This window comes from Streptomyces malaysiensis subsp. samsunensis, assembly GCF_024519315.1.
In the GTDB taxonomy this organism is placed as follows: Bacteria; Actinomycetota; Actinomycetes; order Streptomycetales; family Streptomycetaceae; genus Streptomyces; species Streptomyces malaysiensis.
This window is the reverse complement of the sequence record NZ_JANIIC010000009.1, coordinates 121,499-142,086: the sequence shown is the minus strand read 5'-3', so window position 1 is coordinate 142,086 and position 20,588 is coordinate 121,499. Positions and strand designations below refer to the sequence as shown.

Annotated in this window: 17 protein-coding genes and 1 pseudogene; 11 read left to right on the top strand and 7 right to left on the bottom strand. The window is 70.8% G+C overall.

Going from position 1 to position 20,588, the window contains the following annotated elements:
* Positions 1-47: 47 nt before the first annotated feature.
* A complete protein-coding gene (locus tag NQU54_RS10710; protein WP_306278571.1) occupies positions 48-1,280 on the bottom strand; it encodes an Acg family FMN-binding oxidoreductase in 1,233 nt (410 codons plus the stop codon).
* A gap of 219 nt (positions 1,281-1,499) precedes the next feature.
* Here NQU54_RS10710 and NQU54_RS10700 point away from each other — a divergent pair, with 219 nt between their 5' ends.
* Both NQU54_RS10700 and NQU54_RS10695 read left to right on the top strand, forming a co-directional pair.
* Positions 1,500-2,174, top strand: coding sequence for a CBS domain-containing protein (locus NQU54_RS10700; RefSeq protein ID WP_257630854.1), 675 nt, complete (start codon positions 1,500-1,502; stop codon positions 2,172-2,174).
* Positions 2,175-2,294: 120 nt separating this feature from the next.
* Positions 2,295-3,152 (top strand): universal stress protein, encoded by an 858-nt coding sequence (locus NQU54_RS10695; protein ID WP_257630853.1) that lies wholly within the window; start codon positions 2,295-2,297, stop codon positions 3,150-3,152.
* Between the two features lie 101 nt (positions 3,153-3,253).
* On the opposite strand, the gene NQU54_RS10690 is transcribed toward NQU54_RS10695, so the two are convergent.
* Both NQU54_RS10690 and NQU54_RS10685 read right to left on the bottom strand, forming a co-directional pair.
* A complete protein-coding gene (locus tag NQU54_RS10690; protein ID WP_257630852.1) occupies positions 3,254-4,024 on the bottom strand; it encodes a class I SAM-dependent methyltransferase in 771 nt (256 codons plus the stop codon).
* A 74-nt stretch (positions 4,025-4,098) separates the two neighbouring features.
* A complete protein-coding gene (locus tag NQU54_RS10685) occupies positions 4,099-6,480 on the bottom strand; it encodes a WD40 repeat domain-containing serine/threonine protein kinase (RefSeq protein ID WP_257630851.1) in 2,382 nt (793 codons plus the stop codon).
* A 219-nt stretch (positions 6,481-6,699) separates the two neighbouring features.
* On the opposite strand from NQU54_RS10685, the gene NQU54_RS10680 reads away from it, so the two are divergent.
* The 4 genes from NQU54_RS10680 (at position 6,700) to NQU54_RS10665 (ending at position 12,298) form a co-directional block, all read left to right on the top strand.
* Entirely contained in the window at positions 6,700-7,620 is a 921-nt protein-coding gene (locus NQU54_RS10680; RefSeq protein WP_257630850.1) for a DMT family transporter, read from the top strand.
* Between the two features lie 95 nt (positions 7,621-7,715).
* Positions 7,716-10,061: a glycoside hydrolase family 65 protein gene (locus tag NQU54_RS10675; RefSeq protein ID WP_257630849.1), complete on the top strand. Its 2,346-nt coding sequence runs from the start codon at positions 7,716-7,718 to the stop codon at positions 10,059-10,061.
* Positions 10,062-10,150: 89 nt separating this feature from the next.
* Complete coding sequence (locus NQU54_RS10670) at positions 10,151-10,414, top strand: hypothetical protein (RefSeq protein WP_257630848.1); 264 nt, start codon at positions 10,151-10,153, stop codon at positions 10,412-10,414.
* Between the two features lie 204 nt (positions 10,415-10,618).
* Complete coding sequence (locus NQU54_RS10665) at positions 10,619-12,298, top strand: SpoIIE family protein phosphatase (protein ID WP_257630847.1); 1,680 nt, start codon at positions 10,619-10,621, stop codon at positions 12,296-12,298.
* 24 nt (positions 12,299-12,322) lie between these two features.
* On the opposite strand, the gene NQU54_RS10660 is transcribed toward NQU54_RS10665, so the two are convergent.
* The 3 genes from NQU54_RS10660 to NQU54_RS10650 all read right to left on the bottom strand — a co-directional run bounded on the left by NQU54_RS10660 (position 12,323) and on the right by NQU54_RS10650 (position 15,816).
* Positions 12,323-12,754: a hypothetical protein gene (locus NQU54_RS10660; protein WP_257630846.1), complete on the bottom strand. Its 432-nt coding sequence runs from the start codon at positions 12,752-12,754 to the stop codon at positions 12,323-12,325.
* Positions 12,755-12,967: 213 nt separating this feature from the next.
* Positions 12,968-14,338 carry an MFS transporter gene (locus NQU54_RS10655; RefSeq protein WP_257630845.1) on the bottom strand — a complete coding sequence of 457 codons (1,371 nt, stop codon included), beginning with the start codon at positions 14,336-14,338 and terminating at the stop codon, positions 12,968-12,970.
* A 194-nt stretch (positions 14,339-14,532) separates the two neighbouring features.
* On the bottom strand, positions 14,533-15,816 hold the full coding sequence (locus NQU54_RS10650) for a lyase family protein (protein WP_257630844.1): 1,284 nt from the start codon (positions 15,814-15,816) through the stop codon (positions 14,533-14,535).
* Between the two features lie 229 nt (positions 15,817-16,045).
* Between NQU54_RS10650 and NQU54_RS10645 the strand changes: the two genes are divergently transcribed.
* Positions 16,046-16,816: an IclR family transcriptional regulator gene (locus tag NQU54_RS10645; protein ID WP_257630843.1), complete on the top strand. Its 771-nt coding sequence runs from the start codon at positions 16,046-16,048 to the stop codon at positions 16,814-16,816.
* Between the two features lie 55 nt (positions 16,817-16,871).
* On the opposite strand, the gene NQU54_RS10640 is transcribed toward NQU54_RS10645, so the two are convergent.
* Positions 16,872-17,396 (bottom strand): MarR family winged helix-turn-helix transcriptional regulator, encoded by a 525-nt coding sequence (locus tag NQU54_RS10640; protein WP_257630842.1) that lies wholly within the window; start codon positions 17,394-17,396, stop codon positions 16,872-16,874.
* A 52-nt stretch (positions 17,397-17,448) separates the two neighbouring features.
* Between NQU54_RS10640 and NQU54_RS10635 the strand changes: the two are divergent.
* The 4 genes and pseudogenes from NQU54_RS10635 to NQU54_RS10620 all read left to right on the top strand — a co-directional run bounded on the left by NQU54_RS10635 (position 17,449) and on the right by NQU54_RS10620 (position 20,460).
* Positions 17,449-18,328: pseudogene (locus NQU54_RS10635) on the top strand (DMT family transporter).
* A 193-nt stretch (positions 18,329-18,521) separates the two neighbouring features.
* A complete protein-coding gene (locus NQU54_RS10630; protein WP_257630841.1) occupies positions 18,522-19,016 on the top strand; it encodes a GMC family oxidoreductase N-terminal domain-containing protein in 495 nt (164 codons plus the stop codon).
* On the top strand, positions 19,016-19,498 hold the full coding sequence (locus NQU54_RS10625; protein ID WP_257630899.1) for a GMC oxidoreductase: 483 nt from the start codon (positions 19,016-19,018) through the stop codon (positions 19,496-19,498). The genes NQU54_RS10630 and NQU54_RS10625 overlap by 1 nt, the downstream gene beginning before the upstream one ends.
* A 152-nt stretch (positions 19,499-19,650) precedes the next feature.
* Positions 19,651-20,460 carry a Tim44 domain-containing protein gene (locus NQU54_RS10620; RefSeq protein WP_257630840.1) on the top strand — a complete coding sequence of 270 codons (810 nt, stop codon included), beginning with the start codon at positions 19,651-19,653 and terminating at the stop codon, positions 20,458-20,460.
* Positions 20,461-20,588 lie beyond the last annotated feature (128 nt).

Below are 20,588 nucleotides of genomic sequence, written 5' to 3'. Positions count from 1 at the left end.
TGGCTCTATGCCGACTCGGACACCCGGTTTCCGGCGCCCCTCCGGCTCTACGGCTCGAGGTCCAGCACGTCGTCGACCGGCCGCCTGGGGGTCCGGGTGCCAGGAGGGCCGTAGCCGAGCCGCAGCACCATCTGCACATAGGCCATGCCCGACATCGGATCGCGCAGCGGCCACCGCAGGTCCCGCCACTCCAGGGCCTGGGTGACGAACGAGGCCGCCAGTCCGTCCAGGGTGGCGCGCAGCAGTACCCGCTCCACCGCCTGGCCGGTGCGCAGCCAGTCCACGGGACGGTCCTGTGAGGTGCTCAGCAACGCCAGGTTGGGGACGGACTCGAAATCGGCGGCCGCGCGGCCGGGCACCGGCTTGCCGCCCGCGAAGTCGCGCACGGGCGCCTTGCCGATCCGGCGGCGGGGCCCGAAGGCGGACTCCGGGACCCCTTCGGTGGCCGGGCGTGTCTCGTCCGCGCTGCGGGTGAAGCGGGCCAGGTCGGCGGCGGCACCGGCGTCGGTGAGGTTGCGGGCCTCGGCCTCCTGCGCCAGCTCCAGTACGGACTGGAGATGCCAGCCGGAGGCGAAGGCCAGCGCGACGTGCTCCCGGTGTGCGGCGTCGACGAGGGCGGCCCGCACGGCGCCGGGGATCTCCGTCTCGGCGAACGGGTACCGGCTGGTGTGCCGGGTGCGCACCGCGGGGTACAGCGCCGCCGGATCGGCCTCGTCGCCGAGCGGGCGGGTCAGTGTCACCGACGCGAGCAGCATCGGGTCACGGGGGTCGGGCAGCACCCGGGTGTCCGCCTCCCAGCCTTCATGGGCCACCGCGACCCGCAGGTTCATCAGGGCCGCGCCACAGCCGATGTGCAGGGCGCGGAGTTCGGGGTCGGAGTGCGGCAGGGCACCCCGCAGATCGGCCCTGAGGTGGAAGACACGCCTGCGCCGGTGGTACTGGAACCGCCAGGGCTGGGCGTTGTGCATCGAAGGGGCGGCCGTGGCGTCCTGCACCAGAGCCATGATCACCGCTTCGGAGAGCGAACGGGCACCGCGCCGCGCCGCCGCGGACACACGCTGCCCGGCCGCCTCCCGCGGCTCTTCGGGCCCGTGTGCGATGGGGTGAATGTGTGCGTCCGGGCCGGGGAACACAAGGGTGACCTGCTCGGTGTCCGACCACCGCACGTCATAGGGAGGTGTCCCGTCGTCATGGTGGAGCCCGACGATCTCACCGTCGCGTTTGGTGGCACCGGTGGTGGGGCTTTCGACAATCAACTGGTCGCCGACGTGGGCACGCATCGAGATCCCGCCTCTCTGCCTGACATCTCCAATGTGGCACCGCGGGCGGAAGGTGTCCTGGGGGCGGAAAGCCCCCGGACGAGGGGCCGGATGGCCCCGTGGTGGGCCGGGTGGCCGGGAGAAGGTGCCATGAGGCTCATCCGGCGGCGGGCATGAGCTGGCAAGCTCGATAGGCGAACACCGGCCGACCCGCCGCGGGTCTGCGAGAGGAGCCGGAACATGCACCACAGAACGGTCGGAGAGCTCATGACGCGCCCGGTGGTCCAGGCGCCGCGTGAGATGCCGTTCAAGGAACTCGTAGGGCTGCTCACGGAGAACGATGTCACCGCCGTGCCGGTGGTGGACGGCTCGGGACGCCCGATCGGCCTGGTGTCCGAGGCCGATCTGCTGCGCAAGTCGGCCGGGCAGACCGACCCGTCCGGTCTGCTGCCGGTCCCGCGCCTGGAGGCATGGGAGCGCGCGAAGGCGGAGGGGGCGAGGGCCGACGCGCTGATGTCGGCACCCGCCGTGTGCGCGCGTCCGGAGTGGACGGTCGTCGAGGCGGCCCGCGTGATGTCGGACCGGAACATCAGGCGGCTCCCCGTCGTGGACGAGACCGACAAGCTGCTCGGCATCATCACCCGTGGCGACCTGCTACGGGTCTTCCTGCGCCACGACGACGCGATCCGCGACGAGATCGAGAGGGACCTGCTGCGCCGGACCCTGCGGCTGGCTCCCTCGGCCATGACGGTCGACGTACGGGAGGGCGAGGTCACTCTGAACGGATCGGTCGAGGCCAGAAGCCTGATCCCGGTCATCGTGCGGCTGTGCCGGAGCGTGGACGGGGTGGTCTCGGTGACCGAACACATCGCCTACGGCACCGATGACACCGGGGGCGCGGCCACGGCCGCGTAGACCCGGCCCAGGCGCTCTGGCAACCACACATCCCGGTATCCCGGTATCCCGGTATTCCAGCATTCAGGTATCCGCGTATCCAGGTATCCGCGCATCCCCGCATCCGGCAGGAGGCACGCCATGGAACAAGTGGTCACCGTGGGACTCGACGGCTCCGCCGAGAGCCTGGCCGCCGCTCACTGGGCCGCCGACGAGGCGGAGCGGCGCCAACTGGCGCTGCGCCTGACACATGCGTGGATCCTGCTGTGCCCGGCCACACCCGACAGCCCGGCGGCGGACGAACAGAACTACTGGGCGAAGCGGATCGTGCACGACGCGCACACCGAGCTGGCCCGCGACCATCCCGAGCTCACCATCATCGAGGACCTGGTCGCGGACGAGGCCGAGAAGGCGCTGCTCGACGCGGCCGCGCGGTCCCGCATGCTGGTGCTCGGATCGCGGGGGCTGGACCGGGTGGCCAGCTTCTTCCTGGGTGACATCGGCTTGTACACCATCGCCCGCGCGGAGCGGCCGGTGGTACTGATGCGCGCGGGGCAGAAAGCGGACGGACACCGACGGCATGTGGTCGTGGGCCTGAGCCTGCACGGCCCCCAGGACAACCTCCTGGAGTTCGCCTACGTCACCGCGTTCACCCGCGATGTGCCCCTGCACGCCGTCCACGGCAGAAGGCCGGAGCGGGCGCGCGGCTCCGGCACGGATACGGATTCCGACGTGGCCCGGGAGACCGCGGAGCAGGCGCGCCGGGAAATGGACGAGGTGCTGCGGCCCTGGCGGGAGAAGTTCCCCCGGGTGAAGGTCGTCGACGAGGTCCGGCTGGAGAGTCCGGCCCAGGCCGTCGTGGAGGCCGCGGCCGACAGCGATCTGCTGATGGTCGGCCGGCGGAAGCGCCCGCCCGCGCTGGGGCCCCGCCTGGGCCCCGTGGTGCAGGCCGCGGTGCACCACGCGGACTGTCCGGTCGCCGTCGTCCCCCATGAGTGAGCGGGACCCGCGCATGGCCAGGGCCTGCGCATCAGCGGCCCTGCGCACCCGCGGAACCCGCGCATGACCGGGACCCATGGATGGGCGGGCCCTCGGCAGCCTCAGGCGCGGGTCGCCACCAGCAGATCGACCACGTAGGTCTCCCCCACAGTCCCGTCCGGGAACATCTCGCTCAGCCGACCGCGCTCCTCGGCGAGAAACGCCCGGGTGCGGGCCTCGCCGAGAACGAGAAACGCCGAGTGGCTGGTGATGTTGGCGAGGTGCGTATCGAGGGAGACGACGCGGCTCCAGCGCACATGGCGGCGTGTGTGGCGCAGACCGGGGAAACCCGTGAGGCCCGCGAGCCGGGCGGCCTGGCCGTCGTCGGGCCGCGCCCGAGGGCCCGGCTCCACACCGCAGTGGATCGCGATGCGTTCGGCCTGGGCGGCGATCCACGGCACATCGAAGGCCGTGGTGTCCCACCAGACCGCCAGCGCGCCACCTTTGCGCAGCACCCGCAGCGCCTCGGGAACGGACCGCTCGGTGTCGGTCCAGTGCCAGGACTGCGCGTATGTGATCAGGTCGCGGGAGGCGTCGGCGAGCGGCAGGGCGTTGCCGTCGCCCCGGACGATCGGCACGTCCGGAAGCGCGTGGCGGAACTGGGCCGCCATGCCCGCGCCCGGTTCGACGGCGATCACATCGGCGCCGCGCTCGCGCAGCAAGGCGGTGGCGATGCCGGTCCCCGCGCCGACATCGGCGACACGGGCACCCGCGAGGGGGCGTCCGGCGAGTTCCTCGACGGTGTCCAGGAGTGCGGGCGGGTAGGAAGGGCGGTTCGCGGCGTACTGGGCGGCGGCCGCGTTGAACGAATGGGCGCGCGAGATGGCGGTCATACGCCCATCCTCGTCCTCTCGCCCTCTCGCCCTCCAAGCGGATCAGCGGAATCAGGGCACCTCCAGCGGAGCGCTCAGCGTGCCCGGTACGGGTTCTTCCACAGGTACACCCTGCGGTGCTTGCTGTCGTTGCCCGCGATGAGCCGGCCGTCCTGGCTGAAGGACACGTCCTGGATCACGTTGGCCGCCCCCTCCGCGCTGGTCGACAGGATGGCGCGCGGTTTACGGGTGGCCACGTTCCACAGCAACAGGCCGTATGCGGAGGGGGTGGCGAGCGTCTTGCCGTCCGGGCTGAACGCCAGGTGATTGACCTCCGATGCGACAAGGGAGTCGCCGAGGGTGGCTCGTTGACGGCCGGTGGCCGCGTCCCACAGCCGCACCTTGCCGTCGTAGCTGCCGGTGGCGAGCGTCCTGCCGTCCGGACTGAACGCCAGGCTCAGGACTCCTTGCGCGGGGGAGATGGTGACCCGTGGATCGTCCTGGCCGTAAGGTTCCGGATCGCGGTGTGCCACGTCCCACAGCCGCACCGAGTGTTTCGGGGTGAGGTTGCTGTCGGAGTCGTCGCCCGCGGAGGCCAGCGTCTTGCCGTCCGGGCTGAACGCCACGCCCGTAACCTTGGCCTCCTGGTCGTAGTAGGCGAGTATCTCGTCCTCGCGGCTGTTGGTGTCCCACAGGAACACCGAGCCGGGCCCACTGCCGGTGGCGAACAGCTTGCCATCAGGGCTGAAGGCCACCCTTTCGCCGCTTTCGACTCCGCCGAGGAAGCGAACCTGCCGGTGTTCGGCCACGTCCCACATGGTCAGCCACCCGGTCGTATTGGTGGCGGCGAGGAGCTTGCCGTCGGGGCTGAACGTCACACCGCGGTTCGCGAACCCCTCGTTGCCGACGCTGTCGCGTTGCGTGAACGTGGCTCGTGGCTTGCGGTCGGCGACGTTCCACAGCCGCACCTTGCCCTCGTCGTTGCCGGTGGCGAGCGTCTTGCCGTCCGGGCTGAACGCCAAGCCTTCCGCCGTCTTGGACTGGCCGGTGGGGCCGAGGGAGGCCATGGGCCCGAACGAACGGTAGGGGAGGCTGGGGCCTCGGTCGGGGGAAGAGCCGGGGAGGTAGACGGCGATCAGGATGACGGCGAGGACGAGGATCCCGGCCCCGCCGAGCAGTACGGGCAGCCCCGGGGCGGATGTGGCGACGGGGTCCGGGGTGGGTGGGTCCGGCGGGGTGTCCGTGTCCGGTGGCGTCGCGGGACCGCCGGGGGCGGCGCCCCGCGCCGGGGGGTGCGCGGCGGGAGCGGGCGTCGGCGGTGCGGGGGTGGCGGACCTGGCTCCTCGGGGCGGCGCGGAGGTGAGGGTGTCGGCGTCGGGCGCCCCGGGGGCGTTGGGCGGGCCGGGGGTGACGGGCCCGGCCCCTCGCCGTGCGCCGGGTTCCGCCCCTGGCAGCGCGGCGGGCTCGGACGCCCGCCGTGTGGCGGGCTCGGCCCCTGGCCGTATGACGGGCTCGGGCGCCGACCGCGTGGCGGGCTCGGGCGCCGACGGCGACACGACAGTTGGTGTGTGCGCCTCGGCGATTCCCGTAGCGGAGCCCCGTCGGCACTGTGCGATGACCTCGGCGGGGGTCGGCCGCCGCTCCGGCTCCTTCTCCAGGCAGCCGGCGGCGATGGTCCGGAGCGGCTCGGGGCAGCCGTCGAGGTCGGGAGCCTGCTCCAGGATGCGGTAGACCACACCGTGGTCGGTGCCGCCGCCGAAGGCGAGCCGTCCGGTGGCGGCGAAGTGGGCGACGACTCCGAGCGCGAACACATCGCCGGCCTCGGTGACGTTCTGCCCCCTGATGTACTCGGGCGCCATATAGGCGGGCGTCCCGGTGCGCATCCCGGTGGCGGTCACCGCGGTGACGTCCGCGGCCCGGGCGATACCGAAGTCGATGACCTTGGGCCCATCCGCGGTGAGGATGATGTTGGAGGGTTTCAGGTCCCGGTGGATCACGTCGGCGGCGTGGATGGACTGCAAGGCTTCGGCAACCCTGGCGATCAGCCCCAGCGCCGCCTCGGCGGGCAGCGGCCCGCTTTCGGCGACCGCGTGCTGAAGGGACGGCCCGGGTACGTACGCCGTGGCCAGCCAGGGCTCTTCGGCCTGGAGATCCGCGTCCACGACCGGCACGGTGTAGAGGCCCTGGACCCGCCGGGCCGCCGCCACTTCCTGTTCGAAGCGCTTACGGAAGGACGCGTCGCCCGCGTATTCGCGGTGGACGACCTTGACCGCCACCGCGCTACCGGCAGGCGTACGCCCCAGATAGACACGGCCCATCCCGCCCGCGCCCAGCACCGCCTCCAGCCGGTACGGACCGGCCTCGGCGGGATCAGCCGCCCCCAGCGGGCGGTGTGGCGGCGGAGCTGTCGGCCACCCCGGTCCCTGCCCCGCACCCCTGGATGGAACCGCCGGTCGACCATGCTCCGGTCGGGACATCGCTCCCCGTCACCCCGTCTCTCACCGTTCGAGCGAGCGACAGCGTAAACGAACCCCACCGTCCCGGAACAGCTCTCCCCCAAGACGCGGTGGCGCCACCGGCGGGGGCGGGACCGCGGGGATCGGCGGAGGCCATCGTCCGGCGCGATCTGTGTAGCCTGGCCGGGGGGCCGACGGAGCGCACCGCGATGAACAGACGCGAGCCCGGGAGTGGTGCCCATGGTGACGATCATGCTGTCCATCCTGTTCGCCCTGCTCGCGGCCGGCAGCAACGCACTCGGGACCGTCTTGCAGCGGCGCGCGGCGCTCACCGTCCCCGCGTCACGGTCATTGCGCATCGGGCTGATCCGCGACCTGACGCATACCCCGGTATGGTTCGGCGGGATGCTCGGGGTGATCTTCGCGGCCCTTTTCCAGGCGCTGGCTCTGGCCACCGGATCGCTGGCCGCTGTCCAGCCCATCTTCATCCTCGAACTCCCGCTCGCCCTGGTGATCGGGGGGATGGTCTTCCGGGTCGGTGTGACACGGGCGTCATGGATCCGCGTGGCCTGCATCGTCGGCGGTCTGGCCCTGGTCCTCTTCTCGCTGGCTCCCAGCGGAGGGCGCGAGCAGGTGCCCGGCATCTGGTGGTGGCTGCCCGCGCTCGCGGTCACCGGAGGGATCGGCGCCGCCCTCGTTCTCACCGGTCTGCGGCGCCCGGCCGGTCTGATGCGGGCGGCCAGCCTCGCGGCGGCGGCAGCCATCGGAAACGCCGTCACCGCGGCGCTGGTCAAGTCGGCCATGGAGGTGCTCTCCACCCGGGGCACCGTCGCCTTCTTCACCGCGTGGCAGACGTACAGCTTCGCGGCGGTGGGCTCGTTTTCCCTGTTCCTGCTCGGGGTGGCCATGCAAGGGGGCCCGCTGATCGGCTCGCAACCCGCTTTGACGCTCGGCGATGCCACGGTGAGTTTCTGTCTCGGTGTGACGCTCTACGGAGAGCATCCACGCACCGGATTCTGGCTGCTACCGGCGCTGCTGGGGCTGGGTGTGCTGCTGTACGGAATCCTCGGGCTGTCCCGCACCCGATGCCTCGCCCGCTGCCTCGACCCGGGCAAGGACGAACTCGACGCCATGGGACAGCCCGCGGCGGCGCGCGGATGATGTCACCGGTAAACTCGTGAATACGGCGAAGTTGGACTTCCCGGACGCAGTGAGCATCGTGGCATCGGACTCTACGAGCTGCTGGAGGGTCGGAAGTGATCACCCACCATGCCTACGCCGTCGAGCCCTGGTGTCTTCGCGAGACCGAGCTCAACCTGGACGTACTGGCCCAGAGCGAATCCGTGTTCGCCGTGTCCAACGGCCATGTCGGCTGGCGCGGCAACCTCGACGAGGGCGAACCGCACGCCTTGCCCGGCAGCTACCTCAACGGTGTGCACGAGCAGCATCCGCTGCCGTACGCGGAGGGCGGTTACGGCTTTCCCGAGTCCGGGCAGACGGTGATCAACGTGACCAACGGCAAGGTCATCCGGCTGTTGGTCGACGACGAACCGTTCGACCTGCGCTACGGGCGGTTGCGGTCCCATGAGCGGGTGCTCGACCTGCGCACCGGGCTGCTCCACCGCGTGTGCGAGTGGACCTCGCCGGTCGGCAAGACCGTACGGGTGCACTCCACCAGGCTGGTCTCCTTCACCCAGCGCGCCATCGCCGCGGTGGCCTACGAGGTGGAGCCGCTGGACGACCGGACGGACGTGGTCCTCCAGTCGGAGCTCGTCGCCAATGAGCAACTGCCCGAGCTCACCGGCGATCCCCGGGTCGGCGCCGCCCTGGAGTCGTGTCTTCTGCCCGAGGAGAACACCGCCTTCGACCTGCGGTTGCGTCTGGTGCACCGCACGGCGGTGAGCAATCAGCGGGTCGCTGCCGCCGCCGACCATGTGGTGCGGGGCCCAGGATCCAGCCAGATCTCCGGCGAGAGCACGGATGACGTGGGCCGTCTGACCGTCACCGCCGTTCTCGAACCCGGTGAGAAGCTGCGCATCGAGAAGTTCGTCGCGTACGGCTGGTCCGAGTACCGCTCGTTGCCGGCCGTGCGGGACCAGGTCGAGGCCGCGCTCAGCGGTGCGCGCAACACCGGCTGGCAGGGCCTGGTCGACCAGCAGCGGGAGTTTCTCGACGGCTTCTGGAGCCATGCCGATATCGAGGTCGAGGGCGACGCGGAAATCCAGCAGGCGGTGCGCTTCGCCCTCTTCCACGTACTCCAGGCCGGCGCCCGGGCCGAACAGCGGGCGATCCCGGCCAAGGGCCTGACCGGCTCCGGCTACGACGGACACGCCTTCTGGGACACCGAGGCGTTCGTACTGCCACTGCTCACCTACGCCTCGCCGAACTGCGTGGCCGAGGCCCTGCACTGGCGGCAGAACACCCTTCCGGCGGCGCGCGAGCGCGCCCGGCAGCTGGGGCTGCGGGGTGCGGCCTTCCCGTGGCGCACGATCGATGGCGCGGAGTGCTCCGGCTACTGGCCGGCCGGCACCGCGGCCTTCCACATCAACGCGGATATCGCCACCGCCGTCGTGCGCTACGTCCGCGCCACCGGCGACACCGACTTCGAGCGGCGGACCGGTGTGGAACTGCTGGTGGAGACGGCCCGGCTGTGGCATTCCCTCGGCCATCACGACTCCGGGGGCCGCTTTCACATCGATGGCGTCACCGGCCCCGACGAGTACAGCGCGGTGGCGAACGACAACACGTACACCAACCTCATGGCCCGGGTGAATCTGCGGGCCGCCGCCGACGCGGCCGAGCGCCACGCGGAGCAGGCCGCGGCGCTCGGTGTCGACGAGGCGGAGGCCGCCGGATGGCGGGACGCGGCCAAGGCGATGTTCGTGCCGTACGTGCGTGAGCTGGGCCTCCACGAGCAGTCGGCGGGCTACACCGCCCTCGACGTATGGGACTTCAAGGGCACACCACCCGAGCTGTACCCCCTGATGCTGCACTTCCCGTACTTCGACCTGTACCGGAAACAGGTGGTCAAACAGGCGGACCTGGTGCTGGCGATGTTCCTGTGCGGCGATGCCTTCGAAGCCGACGAGAAGGCGCGCGACTTCGCCTACTACGAACCGCTGACCGTCCGGGACTCCTCCCTCTCGGCCTGTGTCCAGTGTGTGATGGCCGCGGAAGTGGGTCATCTCCGTCTCGCCTACGACTACCTGGGCGAGGCGGCGCTGATGGACCTGGCGGACCTGGAGAAGAACACCCGCGACGGCCTGCACATCGCCTCCCTGGCGGGCACCTGGATAGGGCTGGTCGCGGGCTTCGGCGGGATGCGTGACTACGGGGAGGTCCTGTACTTCGCTCCCCGGCTGCCCGAAAGCCTCGGCCGGCTGGCCTTCTCGCTGCGGTACCGGCGGAGCCGTCTGCGGGTCGACATCACGGGTTCGCGGGTCACCTACGCGCTGACGGCCGGCGAGCCCATCCGGATCAGCCACGCCGGCGAGGTCATCACCCTGTCCGCGGACGCCCCGCAAACCCGCCCCATCGAACCACCGCCGGTGATGCCCAGACCCGACCAGCCACCGGGCAGACGCCCGACGCCCCGCGGCTGACCAGGCTTTCCCCGGGCGGCGCCGGGGAGACGGCCAGCCGGGTGCCCGCGTCGCTCTACTCGGCCGCGACTGGTTACATAATGTACCTTGTGCCGCATATGGCTATCCATGGGCCCGAGATCCTTATTCCACCGTTCGACCGGGTGGTCGAGAAGAGTGGTGCCTATGGCGGGCTGCTCCTGCTGCTCCCACCGGGCGAGCCCACGCTTTTCGCCACGCTGCTCAGCGGTTTCCCCGCGAAATTCGCCGGTCCGTGGGCGCGGATCTGGCTGGAGTCGAACTTCGCCATCGCCCGGTCCGCGCGCGAGCGCAGACAGATCTGGATGGGCCCCAACGAGCGGGCGCTGCTCTAGCCCGAGTCGGCCGTCGCGGCGCCCTACCCGTACGCCGTCGTCGATACGCCGCTGCTCACCGGCGACACGTTGTGGGGCGTACTCAACCTCCTCTGGCCCGGTTCCCACCCGCCCGATCCCATTCCGGCGGAGCTCGCGGCGGTCGACGCCGGTGCCCACCGCCTCAGCGAGCTGCTCAGCCGGTGCGCCGAGGAGGGGCGCCCCGTGCGGGCCTACCGACGGCCGCTCGTCGTCCCCCGGCAGGAGGCGAGGCGCTACCAGGCGGACGAGGCACGCGAGGGTGCCCACTTCGCCGAGCGGCTCCCCGGAGGCGGCCTGGGGATGAATCTGGACGGCGAGGTCACCTTCGTGACCGCCGCCACCGCGGAGCTCCTCGGCACCTCGGCAAGCGCGCTGATCGGGGCGCTGCCCTGGGACGTCCTGCCCTGGCTGAGCGATCTCATCTACGAGGACAGCTACCGACGGGCCCTGTTCACCCGGCTGCCGACCTCCTTCACCGCCCTGCGGCCCCCCGATGTCTGGCTGTCCTTCCGCCTCTACCCCGGTGCCTCCGGCATCAGCGTCCGTATCCGGCGGACCGTGGCCCCCGCCGAGAAGGTGCTGTCGGCCACCCCGACACCCACGGCCGAGACCGCGGATCAGGAGGCGGTGCTCACCCCGGCGAGCGACGAGGCCCCCACCCGGGTCGGCTCTCTGTACCACCTGATGCAACTGGCCACCGTCCTCAGCCAGGCCGTCAAGGTGCGGGACATCGTCAACATCGTGTGCAGCCCCGTGATGTCCGCCTTCGATGCCGAGAGCATCGCCCTCCTCAGCGTGGACGGGACCAGGCTGCGCGTCCTCGGCCACCGGGGGCTGACCGAGGAAGCCAGCCGGATCCTCGACGACCACCCGCTGGACGCCGCCACCCCTGCCGCCCGCTGCGTGGCGGAACAGCGGGCGCTGTTCTTCACCAGCCCGAAGGAGATGGACCACGCCTTCCCCGGCTGGTCGGTCCGGAGCCATCTGTCCGCCTTCGCGCTGATGCCCCTGACGGCCTTGGGCCGGCCGGTCGGCTGCGTCGCCTTCGGCTACCGCGCACCACATCAGTTCGGCTCCGGCTACCGCACCCTGTTCACTTCGCTGTCGGGGCTGCTCGCCCAGGCGCTCGACCGGGCCCAGCTCTACGACGCACAGCAGCAACTCGCCCGGCGGGTACAGGATTTGCTGCTCCCCACGGCCCTGCCGGACATCCCCGGCCTGGAGGTCGCCTCGCGGTACCGGTCGGCGACCCGGGGCGTGGAGATCGGCGGCGACTTCTACGACCTCATCCGGCTCGACTCCGGCTGCGCGGCGGCGATCGGCGACGTCCAGGGGCACAACGTGACCGCCGCCGCCCTCATGGGACAGGTCCGCACCGCGGTGCACGCCACCGCGGGGGCCCGCCCCGACGAAGTGCTCACCCGCACCAACAGGCTGCTCACGGACCTGGACGCCGGGCTCTTCACCAGTTGCCTCTACGCCCATATCGACTTCGCCGCGCACCGCGCCCTGCTGGCCACCGCGGGGCATCCGCCGCCCCTGCTGCTGGATGCCGAGGGGCAGGTCACCATTCTCGATGTGCCCCCGGGACCGCTCCTCGGCATCGAGCCCGGCGCCCTCTACACCTCGGCGGAAACCCCGCTGCCGCCCGGCAGCGCTCTGCTGCTCTACACCGACGGGCTGGTCGAGACCCCCGGGACCGACATCGACGCCTCGCTCGCGGAGCTGGCCGACCACCTGCGATGGGCAGCGGCGTCGCCACCTGACGTCATAGCCGACAGACTGCTCCGCCAGGCACCGGCCGCCGCCGGGACCGACGATGTGGCGCTGCTGCTCATCCGCCGCCAGGACGGCCACCCATAGCTTGACGGGTCTGAACTCACCGCCTCAGCAAGGCAGTTCGCCGAGGGCCTGTCCCAGGGTGGCCATCGACTTCAGGGGCGTGGGAGCAGGCCGGTCGCCGGCCGCTTGCCACTTGCGCCGGATGTCGGCGTCGGTGGGGACGACGAGACCCTGTTCCCGGCCGACCCGCGCGGACTCGATACGGGCCCAGGGCTCGTACCGGGCCGGTTCGGGCTCGTCCGGCTCGATGCGCACGGCGATGCGGTCGAAGACCGAACGCACCGCCCGGTCACCGAGGCCGGTCCGCAGGGCGGCGTCGTCCACCCGCCCGACGGCCAGGGCGAGGGCGACGGTGAAGGCCAGTCCCATACGGGCCTGCGGAAGGCTGTCGGGCCAGGCGTTGGTGGTCTCCTCCGCGACCAGCGGGGGAACCGTCAGCTCGATGGCGTCGGCCGCACGCCTCCGCCAGCCGGGCACCGTCGGCCTCCGGTGGAGCGGCCGCCGGCAGCGCCGCCCAGACGACGCTGGAGACATGGCGGTGGTCGACAGCTGTGTGTCGTCGAAGTCCTGGCCGTGGGCGAACGCGGCGTTGACGAACGCCGTGCCGGGGGCGGGCGAACACGGTGCCGAGGGCGGTGCGGGCCGCGTCCTGGAAAGCCGCGTCCTCGGTGGCGTGGCCGTTGCGGCGCATCACTGGCTCCCCAGTTTCAGGCCGCTGGTCTCCGGGGCGTAGCGGTAGCAGGCGAGTGCTCCGGCGGCGAGTACCAGGACCAGGCCCGTCATGGCCGTGCGGATCCCGAAGGACTCCACCACGACGGGCAGCAGGAAGGTGCTGATGCTGGCGCCGATCCGGCTGGCGGCGACGGCCGCGCCGACACCGGTCGCACGCATCCGGGTGGGGAACAGCTCCTGCGGATAGACGAAGGCCAGGGTGTCGGCCGCCGACAGCGCGAAGGCCAGTGCCGCGAACAGCACGATCACGAGGGTGATCGGCAGATCGTGCAGAATCCCGAGCGGGAGCAGGAGCACCGCGGCGACGGCGAAGCTGCCGATCAGGAACCGGCGTCGGGTGAGCCGGTCGATGACGCTCATGCCGACGACGGCGCCCACCAGGAGCAGCAGGTTGTAGACCGCACCGCCGAAGTAGGCGTTGTGCACGCCGAGTGATGCCAGGATGCGGGGGCTGAACGTGCTCAGCGCGAAGTACGGCATGATGTGACACAGGTAGAACACGCAGGCGATCACCGTGCGCGACCGCAGCGCCGGTGCGAACAGGGCCCGCAGGGAGCCCGACTCGGCCGGAGCGCCGGAGGATGGTGCCGGTGCCGGTGCCGTCGGCGGGGTGACATGCGGCCCGATCTTCGCCGCGATCATCGCGGCGGCCTCCTGGGCGCGTCCCTTGGCGATCAGCCACCGCGGGGATTCGGGCACGCCGAGCCGGGCGGCCGCCACGAGCAGAGCGGGTACGGCGCTGCTGGCCAGCATCCATGTCCACGGCCGGTCACCCGAGGCCGTCTGGGCGATGAGGTAGCCGACCAGGTAGGCGATGGTGTAACCGGCGGCCCACGCGATCGCGAGAACGCTCATCATGCGGCCGCGGCTCTTGCGGGGCGCCAGTTCGCTGACGAGTGTCTTGCTGGCCGCGTAGTCGGCCCCCAGCACGAGCCCCAACAGCAGTCGCAGCAGGAGCAGTTGCCAGGCGGCGGCGGTCCAGAACTGTGCCAGGGACAGGGCCGCCAACAGCGGCATGTCGAAGGCGAAGATGGGGTGCCTGCCGATGCGGTCGATCAGCGCGCCGGAGAACAGGCTGCCGAAGAACAGACCGGCCAGGGAGGCGGCCCCGAGCAGGCCCAGCCACACCGCGTTGAGTGCGAGGTCATCCGTGGCGCTGGTCAGGGCGATCCCGATGATTCCCAGGATGTAGCCGTCGCTGAACTGTCCGCCCGAACCGGCGACGGCGACGTGCAGGTGGAAGCGGCCGAAGGGCACATCCTCCAGCTCGACCGTCGCGGACGCGGTGTCCCGCGGTGCTCGGACGTCTGGTGGCGTGGATTTTCTCATGGTGGGGTTCACACCCTTACTGCGTTGCTGGGGCGGGCACACCGATCGCGTGGCGCGAGGCGTGCCCTGCCGGGCGGGGAGAGAGCGGGTGCCGAGGCGCCGGGGCGGGGCGGGCCCAGGGGGACGGCGGCTGGGGAGGCGGCGGGAACGGCGACGAGGGCGGCGCCGGGGACGGGCGGCCGGGGACGCGGTGTTCAGCGGGTGGTGGCGTCGCCGCGTAGCTGGGTGGTGGCGGTCCCCCGAAGCTGGGTGGTGGCGGTCTCGTAGCCTTCGGCCGCCGAGAGCTCCACCCAGTGGTCGAGAGCACCGGCGAGATTGCGTTCGCGGTGCGGGCCGTCCCAGGCAAGCCCGTCGACGCACCGGCGGGCGAAGGTCTCGGCGGCGGCGGTGAGGTCGTCGAAGATCGTGGTGAGGGCGTCGATGACGACCGGCTCCATCACGTTCAGTTCCAGCTCGCCGTCGGCCACGGCGCAGTCGACCGTGAGCGCCTGGCCGCGCACCCGGTAGCCCAGTTGCATGACGTATTCGGGGATCACCGGGTTGACCTTGGTCGGCATGATCGACGACCCGGCCTGCACGGCCGGGATGGTCAGGTCCCCGAACCCGCCCTGAGGGCCGGCGGACAGCAGCCGGATGTCGGCTGCGATCTTGGCCATGGTGATCGCGGCCCGGGAACCGGCCGCGGCGATCGCGGCGTACGGGTCCATGTGGGACATGGCGTCGAACCGGTTCGGCGCGGCGACGACGGGACGCCCGGTCAGCTCCGCCAGTTCGACGGCGGCTTGCTCCGCGAAGCCGTCCGGGGCACCGATGCCGGTCCCCACAGCGGTGCCGCCGATCGGCACCTCGTGCAGCGCGTGAGCGGCCTCGCGCAGCCCGTCGGCCACCCGCCGGAGGGCGGCGGCGTGGCCCCGGTGGGAGTCACCGGCGGTGAGGCTGACCGCGTCCTGAAGACAGGTACGGCCCAGGTGCTCAACGCCGTCGAACTCCTCGGCCTTGCGGTCGAACGCCGCCGCCAGCTCGCGGAGCGCGGCGACCGGGGCGTCGACCAGTTCCAGCAGGGTCAGCGCCATCGCGGTCGGATAGGTGTCGTTGGTCGACTGCGAGGCGTTGACGTGATCGTTCGGATGGACGGCGACACCCGCGATCTGCGCGGCCCGGGCCGCGACGACCTCGTTGACGTTCATGTTCGCGGTGGTGCCGCCACCGCCGTGGACCAACGGCGTGGGGAACTGGCCGGGGTGTACGCCGTCGACGATTTCCTGGCAGGCGGCGACGATCGCGTCCCGGCGGACCTCGTCGAGTACGCCGTGGGTGTGGTTGACGCGGGCGGCGGCCAGTTTGACCAGGGCGTAGTTGCGCACGAAGGGGACCAGGTCGCCGAAGGCGCGGCCGCGAAGGGGGAAGTTCCGCACCCCCAGTTCCGTCTGCGGCCCGTAGAGCCGATCCCCGGTGGTCGTATGAACGTCGGTGGTCATCGGTGACTCACTCTTTCCTTCAGCAGCGTCGATGCGATGCGGTGCGGCGTGGTGCGATGCGATGCGGTGCGATGCGGTGTCCGCAGTGCCGGAAAGTGTGCGTCCCGAGCAACCGAGTGACCAGACTCGTTGCCGGCAGAACAACATCTGCCGCCTTGCTGCTCAGAAATTTCGCCGGGCAAGATCATGTGCGTTGCTGTGGTGACAACAACATGTGAGACTTCGGAACATGGATTCATCAGCCGAACGGGTCGCGGCTCTCCTGCTCGCCTTCGCCGACAAAGGCGCGGACGGCGACCACAAGGTCAGCGATCTGGCCCGCGCGGTCGGCCGGGAACGCAGCCAGGTCTCCCGTATGCTGCACGCGCTCCAACGCAGCGGCCTGGTCGAACAGGACGAGGAAACCCGCCGCTACCGGCTCGGATGGCCGCTGCTCGTACTGGCCTCGGGCGCCGGTGACACGGCACTGCTGCGCGCCGCCCGGCCAGTCCTGCGCAAGGTCGTCGCGCACACGGGCGAGGTCGCGCTGCTCTCGGTCCAACAGGGCAACCGCTCACTGACCGTGCTGCGGGAGGAGTCCGCGCAGTCGCTGCGGGCCGGTGGCTGGGTGGGGCGCAGTTCCCCGATGCACTGCACCGCCTCGGGCCGCGCCCTGCTGTTCGACTCCGACGACCGACTCGTCGATGCCCTCACCGCCGACGACCTGCTCGCCCCCGCCCACGGTCTGACCGGCCCCCGCAGCCTCGATGAACTACTGGCCAGGCTGCGTGCCGAACGACAGCGCGGCTACAGCCTGGCGAGCGAAGAAGTGGAAATCGGTCTGACCTCGGTCGGCATCCCTGTCCGCGACCCTGCCGGCGACCTCGTCGCGGTCCTCAACATCTCCGGACCGACATCACGGCTGATTCCCCGGATCGACGACATCGCCCGCCGACTGCGCGCCGCGGCCGGCGGCCTCGAAGCCGCGCTGGCGCACCCCCTCCAGTCCGGCACCCGCTGATCACGCGACGGGCCACCGCGGGCGGACGCGCTGGTGGCGGCCCGGAGGGGGCGGATCACTGGCTGCCGGGAGCAGGCGGATGTTCCATGCGGAAGAGCCAGGTGGTGAGCAGCGCTTCGAGTGACTCGGCCTCGGCAGGTGCCAGTAGATCCAGCAGGTGGCGTTCGTTGCGCATGTGGTCGGTGAACGCGCGGTCGATCAGTTCGCGTCCGGGCCTGGTGAGGCCGACGATCCGGCCGCGCTGGTCGTCGTCGGAACGGCGGCGGGTGACGAGTCCGGCTCGCTCCAGGCGGTCGATTCGCTTCGTCATCGCGCCGGTGGTGACCATGGTGTGCGCGGCGAGCTCGCCGGGTGCCCGCTCGTAGGGCTCACCGGCGCGGCGCAGTGCGCACAGGACGTCGAACTCGCCCTCGCTGAGGCCGTAGCGGCGGTAGACCAGGCAGAGTTCCTCGGTGAGCCGGTCGGCCAGGCGGTGCAGTCGGCCGATCACTCCCTGCGGGGTGATGTCGACGTCGGGGCGCTCGCGGCGCCAGTCGGCCTGGATGCGGGCCACCCGGTCCAGGGGTTCATCGTGCTCCATACCCACGACAATACCTTCCCAGGAAGCTACATTGGCTTCCATGGAAGCCAATATGCGCTGGGTGGCACTGACCGCGGTCGCGCCGGTGGCCTGGGGGACCACCTACTTCGTCACACATGAGTTCCTGCCGGCCGACCACCCGCTCTACGGGGCCGCTCAACATGAGCGTGTTCTTCGTCCTCGTCTACACCGCCTCCCAACTGCTTCCCACAAGCGTCGCCTCAACCGTCATGGCGGTGTCCCCGCTGACGATGGTGCTCATCGCCTGGCCCCTGGTGTCCGAGCGGCCCCGGCCCGCCCATCTGGCCGGAGCCGCGATCGGACTCGGCGGGGTCTGTCTCATGCTGTTCACCGGGGTGGACGGGGTGAGCGTGCCGGGAATCCTCGCCTCGGCCGCCGCCATGCTGATGTCGTCCTTCGGCTACATCCTGGCCAAACGGTGGAGCGCCGGTGCCGATGTGCTCGCCTCGACCGCCTGGCAGCTCACCGCCGGAGGTCTGTTCCTGCTCCCGGTCGCCGCGGCCGTGGAAAGCCCTCCGCCCGCACTCCCCACGCCGACGCTCCTCGCGTTCTGCTACGTCACCCTGGTCGCCACCGCGCTGGCCTTCACCGCCTGGTTCACCGGACTACGGCACCTGCCCGCGGGAACGGTCGGACTGATCGGACTGCTCAACCCCGTTACGGGCGTACTGCTCGGCATCGCGTTCGCGGGAGAGTCGCTGACCGTTCAGCAACTGTGCGGCCTGCTCCTGGTCCTGGCCGGAGTAGCCCTGGGCCAACCCAGACGCGCAAGCCGACGCGACGGCGGTCAGGCACACCCCCATCCGGCATCCGACGAGCGTCCCGCGCAAGCGCCCGCGATTCCCAGGCCCAGCGCGGCGGACGGATGCGAGGCAACGGGCCCAACGACCACCCGCCGACCGGCCACGTAAGCGAAGACGCGGCCCTCGAGCCACTGGACACCCGGCCGATGCCCGGCGGGACGCGCCCAGTCAATTTCCACGTGATGGCACATCGAGCAACCACCGAGATCGGCGACTCGCTGACAGCCCATCACGAACTCTCGCGTTCTTATGATCTGAGTTATATTTGTGACCAGGCGCATATCACGAATTGGGTTCGACTGTGATAATTCGGCTCGCAGAAGCGAGCTCCCTGCGTCCCGTCCTCCACCGCCGCGATCTCACGGTGGTCACCAACGCGATGGCCCGCAGGCTCATCATCGACGGACAGCGATGCCGCGGCGTGGTGTACGACAAGAATGGCGCGGAACGCTCGGCCTACGCACGACATGAGGCCGTCCTTGCCGCCGGCACGATCGGGTCGGCGCAGTTGCTGATGGTGTCGGGAATAGGCCCGGCTGACCACCTGCGTCACGTCGGCGTCACGGTGAAGGCCGACCTCCCCGGTGTGGGTGAAAATCTGCATGACCATCCGGTAATCGCCGTTGCCTACACGGCTTCGCGTCCGGTCCGTAAAGCGTTCGTCCGTAAACCGAACGTCCGCTTCAGCAGTGGTCTATCCGATCAACCGGACCTACAGATGGTCTTTCTCGACTCCCCCTGTATCCGCGTCGGCGACCAGGGGCGGAAAGCGGGTACTCCGTACGCGTGTCGCTGATGACACCCTTCAGCCGGGGATCGCTGCGTCTGGCCGACGCCGACCCTGGCACCCCACCACTCATCAATCCGAACTACCTGGGCGATGAGCGCGACCTCGACCGCATGGTCATCGGCATGCGACAAGCCCTGGAACTCGGCGAGGCCGGTGCACTGGTCGACTGGCGCGACCGCGAAACCGCTCCCGGCACACCCGCGCACGGCGACTCCGACTCCCGGGACAATATTCGCCGCAGTCTGCATCCTTACAACCATTTCGTCGGTACATGCCGTATCGGCACCGACACACACGCCGTAGTAGATCCCCACCTACGAGTACACGGCATCAGCGGCCTCCGCATCGTCGACGCATCCACCATTCCTTCCATCATCTCGGGCAACCCCAACAGCACCATCCTGGCCATCGCTGAACGAGCAGCCACGTATCTCACCTCCGAAAACGACACGTCCGGGCGGTCCTCGCTCCGGCCCGTCGACGAGTGAACGTCCTGTGGGCCCTGATTCCGTGCCGGGGACGGGTCACAGCGCCACTCGGCTCTGGGCGCGGAATATGGATACCGCCTTTAGTGTGAAGAGGGACGGCACACGCTCGCACGCACACTCTGCATGCTCACACGCACACTTCGAGGGGCAGCATGAGGGACCACTCTGACGCTGAGTACGAGCCGGACGAGCCGGACATGGACGAGGAGGAGCCCGTCGGCGAGTCCGGCGACCCGGATGTGCTCCTCGACGTACCGCAGCTCCAGGTCGAGGAGATCAACCTGAAGGTCGAGAACCTGCAAGCCAGGGTCTCCCTCCAGGCGGAGGTCCTGGACCTGCTCAAGCTCGGCGTCGGCGCCGATGTGTCACTCGGCCATGTGGAGCTCGACATCAAGGGTGTGGAGGCGCGGGCCCTGCTCAAGGTCCGGCTCGACAATGTCGCGGCGATCGTCGGCAGGGTGCTGTCCACCATCGACCGCAACCCCCAGATCCTGGAGCAGGTGACGTCCGGTCTCGGGTCGGCGACGGAGAGGCTGGGCAGCGGCGCCGAGCAGGCGGTCGGCGAGCTGGGGGAGGGCGCCGGAGAAGCGGTCCAGGACGTGGGCAAGGGCGCTGGCAAGGCTGTCGAAGAGGTCGGGGAGGGCGCGGGCGGAGCCGTGGAGGACGCCGGTGAGGCGGCCGGGAAGGTGGCGGAAGAGGTGGGCGAGGGTGCCGGGAAGGCCACCGAGGAGGCGGGCGGCACCGCCACCGAGACCGTGCGGTCGGCCGGGCGTACGGCGAAAAGGTCCACGGGCAAAGTGTCCGGCAAGGTCTCGGACAAAGCCTCGGGCCACGTCTCGGGGGCCACCGGGCGGACCATGAAAGAGCCGGCCTCGGAGTCCAAGGGCGGGAGCGAACCCGGGCGGGCCCTGCGCAAGAGGAAGGCAACGACCCGCGGCCGCGAGCGGGAACGGCCGCCATGAAGGGCCGCCCCGGACATCGCGGCCGGCTCCACCGTGGAAGCCGACCGGCCGCGTTCCCGCGGGCCCCGCCGGGATAGCGAGGGCTCGGGTGCGGCCCGGAGCCGCACGACGGTCTCCCGCGCCGTGCG